Here is a 12,177-nt window from a genome sequence, read left to right on the forward strand (position 1 = left end):
ACGAATGTACACCAAACTTCAACATGGCCTTTCACTTCTTTGCTTAGTCCTCTTGGCCTCTTGCGGTAACGGAAAAATAGCCGACGCCTATGGAAACTTTGAAGCGACCAGCGTAACCATTAGTGCTATGGGCAACGGAGAACTTGTTTTCCTCAATATTGAGGAGGGACAAAAATTAAATGCCGATCAAACAGTAGGTCTTATAGATACGACCCAAATACATCTTGAAAAAGTTCGACTTATAGCACAGCTCCAAGCATTGGACCTAAAATTACAGGAGGCGGCACCGGAAGTGGCCATATTGATCCGTGACAAAAGTAACCTAATCCGGGAACGGGACAGGACCCAACGCTTATTGGAACAAAAAGCTGCCACACAACAACAATTGGATGACTACAACGGCAAAATCGATTTGATCGAACAGCGTATCAATTCCACCAAACGGAACATTACTATTGCCAACAGAGGTATCCTTGCAGAACGCAAACCCTTGGAGGCTCAAATTGCCTTGGTCAAAAAACAGATCGAGGACCATACCATAGAAAACCCGATTTTTGGAACGGTCCTTACCAAATTTGCCGAAGCCCATGAACTGGTGGGTATGGGCACCCCTTTGTACAAAGTAGCCAATTTGGATGAAATAAAGTTGCGTGCATATACCAGCGCAACTCTTTTACAGGATGTTCGAATAAATGATGAGGTTGTTGTTAGAGTCGATCAAGGTAAGGACGATTTTAAGGAATTGGACGGCATCATTACCTGGATTGCCAGCGAAGCCGAATTTACGCCAAAAACCATACAGACCAAGGAAGAAAGGGTAAATCTGGTCTATGCTTTGGATGTAAAGGTCAAAAATGATGGTACCCTAAAAATAGGAATGCCTGGAGAGGTCATCTTTAAAAGGAAAAACGAATAATGGCCGCTGTAGTTGTGGAAAATATAAGCAAAAGCTACGGCAATGTAACCGCCCTAAAATCCATTGATTTTCAGATGAACGAAGGCGAGATATTTGGATTGATCGGTCCCGATGGGGCCGGCAAATCTACCCTGTTCCGAATCTTGACGACCTTATTGCTACCAGACGAGGGCCATGCTTCCGTGGCGGACCATGATGTAATACAGGAGTATAAGCAAATCCGAAAAAAAGTGGGATATATGCCCGGTCGCTTTTCCCTGTATCAAGATTTGAGCGTTGAGGAGAATTTGTCCTTTTTTGCTACAATTTTTGGAACCTCCATCCAAGAAAACTACGATTTGGTCAAGGACATTTATCAGCAGATCGAACCTTTTAAAAAAAGGTTGGCGGGCAAGCTTTCTGGGGGAATGAAGCAAAAATTGGCCCTTTGCTGCGCATTGATTCACAAACCCGAAGTTCTTTTCTTGGATGAACCTACTACGGGGGTAGATGCCGTTAGCCGAAAGGAATTTTGGGAAATGTTACAAAGTCTAAAGGAAAAGAACATTGCCATTTTGGTCAGCACTCCCTATATGGATGAGGCCAGTTTGTGCGATCGCATCGCCCTGATCCAAAATGGTGAAATACTCAAGATCGATACCCCTGGGCAAATGGTCATGGATTTTCAAAAGCCCTTGTACGCCATTAAAACGGAACATACCTATATGGCATTGAGCTATTTGCGCAGTGCCTCATTTACAAGGAGTGCCCTGCCTTTCGGTGAGTTTATCCATCTCACCACCAATAAGCCTTACGAAGCCTTTCAAATAAAGGACGATTTGGAACGGGTGGGTATTCCTATCCAAGAGGTGAAAAGGGCTGCCCCAAGCGTAGAAGATATTTTTCTAGATCTCTCACAAACGAATGAACCGATCAATGCATAAGCAAAATATCATAGAAGTCGATCGTTTGACCAAAAGGTTCGGTGATTTCACCGCTGTGGATGCCATTTCATTTCAGGTAAAACGAGGCGAAATTTTTGGATTCCTCGGGGCCAACGGCGCGGGAAAGACAACAGCCATGAAAATGTTGATCGGTTTAAGCAGACCTACCGAGGGGATGGGAAAAGTGGCAGGATTTGATATTGATGAAGAAGCAGAGGAGGTAAAAAAGAACATTGGCTATATGTCACAAAAATTTAGTCTTTATGACGATTTGACCCCAAAGGAAAACATACGGTTTTACGGAGGGGTATACGGCCTTTCCAAAAATCGCATTAAGGAAAAGACCCAAGAAATCCTAAAAGAGTTACATCTGGAAGAAGTCGCCAACAAACCGGTGGTTGCGCTTCCCTTAGGGTGGAAACAGCGTTTGGCCTTTGCCATTTCCATGGTACATGATCCGGATATTGTCTTTTTGGACGAACCTACGGGAGGCGTAGATCCCCAGGTGCGACGGCAATTTTGGGAAACCATTTATCAAGTGGCGGAACAAGGGCGTACCATTTTTGTCACCACCCACTATATGGACGAGGCCGAATATTGCGACCGGGTATCGATTATGGTAACGGGTAGGATCGAAGCCTTGGACACCCCTGAAAAGTTAAAGGAAACCTATAATGCAAACACCATGGACGAAGTCTTTTTGAGGCTTGTCCGATATTAAAAAAGAAAGCTATGAAAAAACAACACCTTATTGTGGTAGTGGCCATTGTGCTCATAGGATTTACAAAACCGGATTCCGGTGATATCATTATCAACCTTACGGAAATTGAAAGTACCGAGGGAGAAATTGTTTTTATGCTATTTGCGGAAGAGGAGGGTTTTCCACGGGAATCTTCAAAGGCCTTCAAAAAGGGCGTAATTACTGATTTTAATACCTCGGCCAGCTATACCTTCAAAGATATTCCTTATGGGGTCTATGCCGTTTCCGTATTCCAGGATAAGGACAAGGATGGTGAAATCAAATCGAATTTTATAGGTATGCCCAAGGAACCGGTCGGAGCCAGTAATATGACCAAAATGGGCAAACCTTCCTTCAAAAAATGTTCGTTTCAACATGATGGCGGTACCAAGCAACTTAATATGAAGTTCATCATAAATTAAGGGCATGTTCAAAGTCTTCGGGGCATTTGTAAAAAAAGAGTTTTATCACATTTTACGGGATAAGCGGACCTTGCTCATTCTGTTTGGAATGCCCCTGGCACAGATACTCATTTTTGGTTATGCCGTGACCAATGAATTCAAGGATGCCCAAATAGACGTTCTGGACTATGCAAAGGATGAGGCCAGTATACAACTTATAGACCATTTACAAAGTTCGGGCAATTTTCAGTTGAACAAGGTATTGCACAGTGAAACCCGAATGGAAGCCGGTATGAAAGCCGGTGATTCCAAATTGGTGGTTGTGATTCCCGAAAATTTTTCGGCCGATTTTTATGGCGGCCGGCCCCTGAAAATTCAGGTAGTTGCCGATGGCTCCGACCCAAACAATGCCAATACCTTGGTACAATATGTCACCCAAATGGTAAACAGCTTTCAAATGGAACGGCGTATGGCAATACCCGGCCCATATCGGATAAATGTGGAATCTAGGATGATGTACAACCCTCAATTGGCAAGTGCCTACAATTTTGTACCCGGTACCATTGCTTTGATTCTGCTCATTATCTGTGCCATGCTGACATCCCTGACCATCGCCAGGGAAAAGGAATTGGGTACCATGGAGATACTTTTGGTCTCCCCCCTACCTCCCCTACTCATTATCCTGGGAAAAGTTGCCCCATATGCCATCCTATCTTTCACCAATGCCATTTTGGTGCTTTTGTTGGGTCATTTTGTTTTTGACGTGCCTATCGTAGGTAGTATAGTCCTTTTGCTGCTTATGTGCTTTTTATATGTGGTAACGGCCTTGGCCTTGGGGACTTTGATCTCAACCGTTTCAAAGACTCAGCAGGACGCCATGATGCGGTCTTTGATGGGATTGATGATGCCCTCCATGATCTTATCCGGTTTCATCTTTCCATTGGCCAGTATGCCCATACTGTTACAATATATCGGCCAGATTGTACCGGCAACTTATTTTATAGAAATACTTAAAGCTGTTATGCTCAGGGGAGTGGGCCTTGACTTTATCCTATTTGAAGTGGGCATTTTACTGATTATGACATTGGTATTCCTGCTGATTACCTGGCGGAAATTCAAGATTCGGTTGGAGTAGATAAGCACCTAAACGGATAAACAAAAAATAATGCAGACCTTACGATACCTCATACAAAAAGAGTTCATCCAGATATTTCGGAACAAGGCCTTGTTGCCCATGATGACCGCCTTGCCCATTATCCAATTGATCGTACTCTCCAATGCGGCATCCAATGATGTAAAGGATGTCCGTTTAGTGGTGGTAGACAATGACCAATCTGAAATATCACGTTCGTTGACCCGAAAAATAGATGCGAATGATCGTTTTACCTTGGTCGAGGTCTCGTTTAGCCATGATGCGGCCTTTGAGCTGATGCAGCGTAACAAGGTCGATATCATTTTGGAAGTGCCTTCTAATTTTGAAAGGGAATACTATAGAAGGGAGGCCCCAAAAGTTCAGATGCTGGTAAATGCCATAAATGGACAACAGGCTACTGTGGGAAGTGGATATCTGAACAATATCATTGCTTCCCTTAGTGGGGAATTTCAACCCCAAAGATCCCAAATTAGTGGTTCACCAACAGCATTGGTAGAAGTGTCCTCCAATAACTGGTATAATCCCGAATTGAAATACCCCCACTTTATGGCTCCGGGAATCTTGGCCGAGTTGGCTGCCTTATTGACCATTGTACTAAGTGCCATGAATGTGGTACGGGAACGGGAAATAGGTACTATAGAGCAAATCAATGTTACGCCCATAAAAAAATGGGAATTCATTTTGGGAAAGTTGGTGCCCTTTCTGTGCATAGGATTGGTTTTGGTAACGGTGGGTTTATTGGCCAGTAAGTTGATCTTTGATATTCCAATTCGTGGCAGCCTTTTGCTAGTTTTTGGTTATGCCATCATAAACTTGATATGCGTTCTAGGTTTGGGGCTGCTCATTTCCAACTTTGCGGATACGCAGCAGCAGGCCATTTTTGTCGCCTTTTTTTTCGTGCTTATCTTTATTTTGATGTGTGGCCTCTTTACACCCATACAGAGTATGCCCAAATGGGCGCAGTATGCCACGATTCCCAATCCCTTGGCCCATTTCATTTCGGTTACCCGAAAAGTACTGCTAAAGGGAAGTGGTTTTTGGGACATTCGCTGGGAGTTCATCTATACCATCATCCTGGCCGTCCTATTCAACGTTGCCGCCATATGGAGTTACAAAAAACAACAATGATACGCTATTGAGCTTATGTCCAAACGCAACGAAAAACAAACGCTGATCGAGAATATCATCTTGATATTGCTTTTTGTGTTGGGGGCCAATTTTTTCATTTTCCTAAAAATGACCGGAATTGAAAATCCAGTCATAGCCATTGATTCCCGGATAAACGAACCTCCTTCCATTCTTCATTTGCGGATAAGTGTGGGAGGTGCCTTAATAGGCATGCTTATTCTATGGTACGAATCCCGTATCCACCCTAGGGTCACCAAGCGTTTTACATCCTTACTTTTTCGAAGATTGGTATGGCAGACAGACGTAGCCTTCATTATTCTGCTGCCTATTTTTTTGTTGAACGTTCTTTTTGGGGTAACTGAAGACAACCTTTACTTAAAGTCGGCCATTGAGGAATCCCTTGCCTTTATGACCACTGGGCTCTTTTTCTCCTTTTTCATTTATTTCTATTTTTTAAGTATCCTGGTGAGTTTTTTACGGCGCTTGCATAAAAGTTTTGGCCAGCATGTCTTTTACAATTATCTAATTGGAAGGTATACGGAACCTTTGGAAGAAAATCGGACTTTCCTTTTTTTGGATCTAAATGATTCAACACGTATTGCGGAGGAACTGGGACATGTAAAATACAGCCGGTTCCTCAACCGCTGTTTTGATGACATTATAAATGCCGTAAAGGAATATGAGTATGATATTTATCAATTCGTCGGCGATGAAGTAGTATTTACCTGGCCTGCTTCCCGGAATGATAAGGGACAGGCCATCCATATGCATTTGGCCATAAAAAATCAATTCCGCTTTTTTGATAACTTATATCGGACAAAGTTTGGCATCCGCCCTTTTTTTAAGGCGGCCGTTAGCACGGGCAAGGTTACGGCAACCCTAGTCGGAGGAAAAAGGAAGAATATAGCCTATCATGGTGATGTCCTTAATACCACCGCAAGACTTTTGGGCCTTTGTAAAAAATATGGAAAGGACATTCTCTTTACCCATTTCTATTTGAAATCCCTGGAACACCCTTTTTTTGAACATGAGCTCATTGCCACCTTAAAATTAAGGGGCAAGGCCAATGAAAGTAAGGTATATGCCCTAAAATAGTGAAGCGCTGGATCCATATGATAAAAGAAAACTATATACCGAACTTTATTTTAAACAAAGCCTTAGCGTTAGTAGTATTCCTAATAACCATACAGTTTAACATTAGGGCACAAAACAGAATAGACAGTACCAATTTCAAAAGGTATATAAAGAGCCTACCGGCATTCACAATGTACAAGGACAACTACTTCATTACCGGAACTTCCATCGACCAAACGGTTTCTTCGGAAACAAGCGATGCCAAATTTCAATTGGGGTTTAAACAGCGTTTGACCAATCTCGAAATGCCATGGGAAACCTTTCTGTTCCTTACGTATCAACAAAAATCATTTTGGGATATTTATAAGGATTCCTTTCCGTTTCGTGAGACCAATTACAATCCCACTTTGGGGTTGGCCAAGTTGTTTGTCGATGGCACAGGCATCAAGGCTGGTCTTTGGTTTGCCTTTGAACATGAATCCAATGGACTTGGTGGGGAAGATTCACGGAGCTGGAATTATTTTTCCTTACAATACCTTAAAGTGGGCGGACAAAATTGGCAGTTTCGTGCCGAGGCCTGGCTGCCTATTGGTAACATAGACGGCAATCCGGACATCACCTCATATAGGGGATATTTTAAACTGGGGGCTACCCATAGAATTACGCAAAACTTCTTTTTTGATTTGGATCTTCAACCCGCCTATGACGGGCAATTAAGAGGGAGCATCGAGACTGGATTAAGTCTCAAGATTTCAAAAAATAGCAACCAGTTCGTATACCTACAATACTTTGGGGGCTATTCCGAAGATCTTATTGATTACAATAGGAGTGTAAATAATCTTAGGATTGGCGTAGCCTTCAAGGATCTGTTTGCCAATTTTGATCAAAGACCAAGAATAAACTAAACAATTATGAACTTAAAGTCCTACCATTTCGAAAAGTCAAGAATGAAATACCTATGCCGAAACAATGCCATAAGACTTTACATTTTACTGTATCCTTACTAACTTAATAACGCTTAAAGAACAAACCCATGAAAAAGTTTCTAAAAATTACCGGATTCATTTTAGCAGGATTGATATTGATCCTATTATTGATCTATCTCGTTTTCACGATTAAATGGCATCGGGAATCGGCCGCCAACCTGGAACTGTTGGGAGACGAAGCTCCAATTCTCACGACCAATGGACATGAGTTCCGAGATCTGAACAAAAATGGAAAATTAGATCTTTATGAGGACACCCGGGCATCCCTTGAAAGTCGGGCGGAAGATTTAATCTCACAGATGAACCTCGATGAAAAAGCAGGTTTGATGTTCGCTCATTTTTTGGGTATGGAAAAAGATGGTTCACTACTTGAAATTCCAACCTTCTCCGACCCTTTTTCGTTTATGACCGAAAGCACCTCCGGTACTATCCTAAAAAAGAAAATGAACCATGTTCAGAACCTTGGTGGAGCTTCCGCCCTAGTCTATGCCACTTGGAACAACAACCTACAGAAATTTGCCGAACGAACACGTTTGGGCATTCCCGTGACCCTTATTTCCGATCCTCGGCATGGTACCATGGCCATGCCCGGCGCAAGTGCCGAGGCAAAATGGATTTCCGTCTGGCCATCCCAACTCGGGTTTGGTGCCATTGGGGACACGGTTTTGATGCGGGAATTTGGAGATATCGCACGACAGGAATACTTGGCTCTTGGCATTCGTTTGGCACAACATCCTATGGCGGACATTGCGACGGATCCACGTTGGGCCAGGGTCAACGGTACCTTTGGCGAGGACGCCCACCTGAGCGCGGCACTTACAAAAGCCTACATCCTAGGTTTTCAGGGTGACAGTATTGGTCCACAAAGTGTGGCGTGCCAAACTAAACATTTTGCCGGAGGCGGACCACAGGAAGATGGCTGGGATGCCCATTTTAAAAGCGGAAAGGGTCAAGTATATCCGGGAGATAATTTTGATTATCATCTGATACCCTTTACGGAAGGTGCCTTCGCGGCAAATACGGCCCAAATAATGCCGTATTATGGCATTCCAAAAGGTCAGGTAAAAGAAGAGGTAGGGTTTTCCTTTAGTAGGGAAATGATTCAGGAACTGTTGCGTGATTCCTTAAAGTTTGATGGAGTGGTAGCCACGGACTGGGGCATAATTTCCGATATGGCGGTAAAAGATGCTTCGGCCTGGGGTGTGGAACATTTATCCGAAAAAGAACGTGTTAAAAAGGTCCTGGATGCCGGGTGCGACGTCTTTGGAGGAGAATATGTTACCGAGCATATCATTGAACTCGTTGAAAGCGGTGAGGTTTCGGAAGAAAGAATCAATATCTCCGTACGACGAATTTTAAGGGATAAGTTTAGATTGGGACTCTTTGACGATCCCTATGTAGATCTGGACGGAGTAGATATCGTCGGAAATCCTGTTTTTGTTGAAAAAGGCAAAGAAGCCCAAAGAAAATCATTGGTCTTGTTGAAAAATGAGGAGAAAATACTTCCTCTTTCCGCCAATATGAAGATTTACCTTGAAGGGATGGAAAAGAAGGGGCTTAATGAGAAGTTTCCACAGATTGTGGAGGATATGGACGAGGCGGATGTTATCATTCAAAAATTGGAAACCCCTTCCTCGCCACCTGAGGGAGGGAGTCTTTTGGAGAGGCTTATCCCGCAAGGAAGGCTGGACTTTCCAGAGGACGAAAAAGAGGAGATTCTGGAACGTACCCGTTCCAAACCCACCATTACGGTGCTTACCATACAAAGGCCTCCGGTAATCCCGGAAATCAATGCTGCCAGCAAAGCCGTAATAGCGGATTTTGAATGTGAGGAAGAGATCATCCTAGAACTGATTTTTGGAAAGTTCAACCCCAGCGGAAAATTACCCATTGAAATTCCCTCCTCCGCGGAGGCGGTGGAAAAACAGTTGGAGGATGTTCCTTATGATTCCGAAAACCCTTTGTATCCATTCGGACACGGATTGTCTTATTCGTACTAAAACCGAAATCCTGTTGAAGGAAATTACATGGAAACAAAACCGAAGGATTTCACTATTCTATCAAACCAAAAAAACGGGGCAACCATAGGGAAATTTCGCCAAAGTAAGTAATAATCAATAAAATCAGTACCATGGCCCCCAGCAGAGGTAATAACGGGGCTATGACCCTGGTCACGGGTACTTTGGCCACGCCGCTACCCACAAAGAGCAAAGTTCCTACAGGTGGGGTACATACGCCAATACAAAGGTTAAGTACTATGACCATCCCAAATTGCACGGGATGCATGCCCAAAGCCATGGCCACAGGCAAAAAAATTGGTGTAAAAATGAGAACGGCGGGCGTCATGTCCATAAAAGTACCCACGATCAACAAGGTAATATTGATCAATAGCAGTACCAAAAAGGGGTTGTTTACGGATTCCACCAAAAGTGATGTCAACATTTGGGGTATGCCTTCAAAGGAAAAAAGCCACGACATGGCCATTGAAGTAGCGATCAAGAACATGACTACGGCCGTGGTCTTGGCACTTTGCAATAAAATGGGCCTGAAATCCGTAAACTTTAGTTCCCGATTCAAAAACCCTAACAAAACGGCATAGACCACGGCAATGGCGGCCGCCTCGGTAGCCGTAAATATTCCGGCAACGATTCCGCCTACGACGATAACCAAAAGGGTAAGGCTCAGAAAGGCATCTTTGAAATCAATAAAAAGTTGTTTAAACCCAACGCGAGGAGCTCTGGGCAAATTCTTTCTTTTGGCATAAAGGAACACCATAAACATCAATGCCAATCCTACCAGGATACCCGGAGCATAACCGGCAATGAACAAGGCCGCTACGGACGCTGTACCCCCACTTGCCAGGGCATAGACGATAAGCACATTACTCGGGGGAATCAATAGACCCGTTGTCGAAGAACTAATATTTACCGAAGCACTGAATTCCCTAGGATAACCTTCCTTTTCCATCTTATCGGTCAAGGTACTGCCTATGGCCGATGCCGCGGCTATAGCGGATCCCGAAATTGCGCCGAATAGCATGGCCGCTATGATATTCACGTATGCCAAACCACCGGGAAGGCTCCCGATAAGCGATTTGGCAAAATCTATCAATCGTTTTGCAATGCCACCACGGTTCATAAGCTCCCCGGCCAAAATAAAAAAAGGAATCGCCAATAACGCGAAATTATCGATTCCTGTGGTCATTCGTTGGGCCGCAGTGGTGGTGGCGGGCATAAAAACAATGTTCAAAAGTAAGGTCAATGTGGTAGAAATACCTATGGAATAGGCTACGGGAACGCCATAGGCCAATAGACCGATAAAACTAATGAACAAAACTAGGATGCTTATGGTTTCAATGCTCATGGGCTTTTGGACTAAAGGTTATGGTTATATGGTATATACAAAAGAACATTATGATAAGTCCACTAATAGGTACAATGGAATATACAAACCCAAGCGGAACGTTCAAAGCAGGCGAAATCTGACCCAATTTCGAGGTGGTGTAGACCAAATTTCCGCCACCAATAACCATGACCACCAAAGCAAAAAGGGCCATAAGCCATTGTATCTTTCTTTGTCGCTTCCTTTTTTTCTCAGGGGAAAGTTTGGAAACCAGAAAATCCATGGAAAGATGTCCTTCCTTCATTCCATTAATGTAAGTAGCACCTAAAAGAGTAAGCCAAATCAAAGCAAAACGTGCGAACTCCTCAGTAAACGAGCTGGACTGTCCTACGATATACCTAGATACCACCTGCCATACGACATCAACAACAAGAAGCCCGAAAATGAGCACCAAAAAGGCCTCGATAATTGTATTCAACGTCCGGTACAAACGTTTCATCATTGCGATTTAATTTTCTCGATATATTCCTTCATTTTCGGGTCTTGCATTAATCGCTCCATTACGGGACTTGATTTGGAGGCAAAGGGTTCCTTTTTCGGATAGTTGAATTCTACTTGGGCCTTTTTAAGCACCTCCATATTTTCCTTTACCGTTTCCCGCCAGTAGTGTTTCTGTTTTTCCACACTTTCGGAAGCCGCTGAATGTAACCATTCCTTTTCTTCATCCGATAAGGTATCCCAAAACTTGGTTCCTATCACCACTACATCAGGGACCATGCTATGCTGGTCAAAGGAATAATATTTGCACACCTCATAATGGTTGGAGGTCACGAAGGAGGGAATGTTGTTCTCCGCGCCGTCCACAACATTCTGCTGTAATGCGGTATAGAGTTCCCCATAGGCCATTGGTGTGGCAGAAGCACCCAAGGTGTTGACCATATCAACCGACATTTGATCGTTCATGACCCGTATTTTCAGGCCTTTCAAATCATCCGGAGTCTGTATTGGTTTTCTTTTGGTGTAAAAACTTCTGCTGCCTGCATCATAAAAGCAAAGCCCGCGTAAAAGATATTCCGTTCCACCCTCCAATAACTCCTGTCCTACCTCGCCCTCCAAAACCGAAAACAAATGCTCACTATCCCTAAAAAGGTAGGGTACTCCCATTACCTTGTATTCCGGGGCAAAATTGGACATGGACGCGGCACTTACCTTGGTCATGGCAATACTGCCAATCTGCAATAGTTCCAAAACCTCACGTTCCGTCCCCAATTGGCCGTCCGGAAAAATCTTTATTTGAAGCTTGCCATCGGATTTCTCGTCCACGAACGTTTGCATATCCAGAATACCTTTATGTACAGGATGCGTTATGGGCAAGGAATGCGCAAAATAGAGTATTTTTTGGTCTCTGATCTCAGAACAGGATACTTGAAAAAGAGCGAATACGGCAATGGATAGGAGGATCAAAAAAGTGAAACGGTATCTATTGCGCATATTTTAAGTAATGAAGTCCTATGG

12 protein-coding genes are annotated in these 12,177 nt (G+C 43.6%); 9 read left to right on the forward strand and 3 right to left on the reverse strand.

Annotated elements, in window-relative coordinates; genetic code table 11:
- Positions 1-4 precede the first annotated feature (4 nt).
- The 9 genes from ACO06Y_RS20180 to ACO06Y_RS20220 all read left to right on the forward strand — a co-directional run bounded on the left by ACO06Y_RS20180 (position 5) and on the right by ACO06Y_RS20220 (position 9,320).
- The gene (locus ACO06Y_RS20180) at positions 5-916 is read left to right on the forward strand and encodes an HlyD family secretion protein (protein WP_422080853.1); all 912 of its coding nucleotides are present in this window, start codon (positions 5-7) and stop codon (positions 914-916) included.
- Positions 916-1,839: an ABC transporter ATP-binding protein gene (locus tag ACO06Y_RS20185; RefSeq protein WP_422080854.1), complete on the forward strand. Its 924-nt coding sequence runs from the start codon at positions 916-918 to the stop codon at positions 1,837-1,839. Before ACO06Y_RS20180 ends, ACO06Y_RS20185 begins: the two co-directional genes overlap by 1 nt.
- Entirely contained in the window at positions 1,832-2,560 is a 729-nt protein-coding gene (locus tag ACO06Y_RS20190) for an ABC transporter ATP-binding protein (protein ID WP_422080855.1), read from the forward strand. Before ACO06Y_RS20185 ends, ACO06Y_RS20190 begins: the two co-directional genes overlap by 8 nt.
- An 11-nt stretch (positions 2,561-2,571) precedes the next feature.
- Positions 2,572-3,000, forward strand: coding sequence for a DUF2141 domain-containing protein (locus ACO06Y_RS20195; protein WP_422080856.1), 429 nt, complete (start codon positions 2,572-2,574; stop codon positions 2,998-3,000).
- A 4-nt stretch (positions 3,001-3,004) separates the two neighbouring features.
- Positions 3,005-4,114: an ABC transporter permease gene (locus ACO06Y_RS20200; protein WP_422080857.1), complete on the forward strand. Its 1,110-nt coding sequence runs from the start codon at positions 3,005-3,007 to the stop codon at positions 4,112-4,114.
- A gap of 30 nt (positions 4,115-4,144) precedes the next feature.
- Positions 4,145-5,260, forward strand: a complete 1,116-nt coding sequence (locus ACO06Y_RS20205) for an ABC transporter permease (protein ID WP_422080858.1) — start codon at positions 4,145-4,147, stop codon at positions 5,258-5,260.
- Positions 5,261-5,275: 15 nt separating this feature from the next.
- Entirely contained in the window at positions 5,276-6,355 is a 1,080-nt protein-coding gene (locus ACO06Y_RS20210; protein WP_422080859.1) for an adenylate/guanylate cyclase domain-containing protein, read from the forward strand.
- Positions 6,356-6,372: 17 nt separating this feature from the next.
- Complete coding sequence (locus tag ACO06Y_RS20215; protein ID WP_422080860.1) at positions 6,373-7,239, forward strand: phospholipase A; 867 nt, start codon at positions 6,373-6,375, stop codon at positions 7,237-7,239.
- Positions 7,240-7,367: 128 nt separating this feature from the next.
- Positions 7,368-9,320, forward strand: coding sequence for a glycoside hydrolase family 3 N-terminal domain-containing protein (locus ACO06Y_RS20220; RefSeq protein WP_422080861.1), 1,953 nt, complete (start codon positions 7,368-7,370; stop codon positions 9,318-9,320).
- Between the two features lie 52 nt (positions 9,321-9,372).
- On the opposite strand, the gene ACO06Y_RS20225 is transcribed toward ACO06Y_RS20220, so the two are convergent.
- From ACO06Y_RS20225 to ACO06Y_RS20235, 3 genes are read right to left on the reverse strand one after another with little or no spacing between them, the layout of a single operon-like run.
- On the reverse strand, positions 9,373-10,683 hold the full coding sequence (locus ACO06Y_RS20225; RefSeq protein WP_422080862.1) for a TRAP transporter large permease: 1,311 nt from the start codon (positions 10,681-10,683) through the stop codon (positions 9,373-9,375).
- Positions 10,673-11,164, reverse strand: coding sequence for a TRAP transporter small permease (locus tag ACO06Y_RS20230; protein WP_422080863.1), 492 nt, complete (start codon positions 11,162-11,164; stop codon positions 10,673-10,675). Before ACO06Y_RS20230 ends, ACO06Y_RS20225 begins: the two co-directional genes overlap by 11 nt.
- A complete protein-coding gene (locus ACO06Y_RS20235; protein ID WP_422080864.1) occupies positions 11,161-12,153 on the reverse strand; it encodes a TRAP transporter substrate-binding protein in 993 nt (330 codons plus the stop codon). Before ACO06Y_RS20235 ends, ACO06Y_RS20230 begins: the two co-directional genes overlap by 4 nt.
- Between the last annotated feature and the right edge of the window lie 24 nt (positions 12,154-12,177).

The sequence above is a fragment of the Ulvibacterium sp. genome (genome assembly GCF_965228935.1).
In the GTDB taxonomy this organism is placed as follows: Bacteria; Bacteroidota; Bacteroidia; order Flavobacteriales; family Flavobacteriaceae; genus Ulvibacterium.

Coding starts and splice junctions, on each gene's coding strand:
- ACO06Y_RS20180 (WP_422080853.1), top strand. CDS start 5: ATGTACACCAAACTTCAACATGGCCTTTCACTTCTTTGCTTAGTCCTC.
- ACO06Y_RS20185 (WP_422080854.1), top strand. CDS start 916: ATGGCCGCTGTAGTTGTGGAAAATATAAGCAAAAGCTACGGCAATGTA.
- ACO06Y_RS20190 (WP_422080855.1), top strand. CDS start 1,832: ATGCATAAGCAAAATATCATAGAAGTCGATCGTTTGACCAAAAGGTTC.
- ACO06Y_RS20195 (WP_422080856.1), top strand. CDS start 2,572: ATGAAAAAACAACACCTTATTGTGGTAGTGGCCATTGTGCTCATAGGA.
- ACO06Y_RS20200 (WP_422080857.1), top strand. CDS start 3,005: ATGTTCAAAGTCTTCGGGGCATTTGTAAAAAAAGAGTTTTATCACATT.
- ACO06Y_RS20205 (WP_422080858.1), top strand. CDS start 4,145: ATGCAGACCTTACGATACCTCATACAAAAAGAGTTCATCCAGATATTT.
- ACO06Y_RS20210 (WP_422080859.1), top strand. CDS start 5,276: ATGTCCAAACGCAACGAAAAACAAACGCTGATCGAGAATATCATCTTG.
- ACO06Y_RS20215 (WP_422080860.1), top strand. CDS start 6,373: ATGATAAAAGAAAACTATATACCGAACTTTATTTTAAACAAAGCCTTA.
- ACO06Y_RS20220 (WP_422080861.1), top strand. CDS start 7,368: ATGAAAAAGTTTCTAAAAATTACCGGATTCATTTTAGCAGGATTGATA.
- ACO06Y_RS20225 (WP_422080862.1), bottom strand. CDS start 10,683: ATGAGCATTGAAACCATAAGCATCCTAGTTTTGTTCATTAGTTTTATC.
- ACO06Y_RS20230 (WP_422080863.1), bottom strand. CDS start 11,164: ATGATGAAACGTTTGTACCGGACGTTGAATACAATTATCGAGGCCTTT.
- ACO06Y_RS20235 (WP_422080864.1), bottom strand. CDS start 12,153: ATGCGCAATAGATACCGTTTCACTTTTTTGATCCTCCTATCCATTGCC.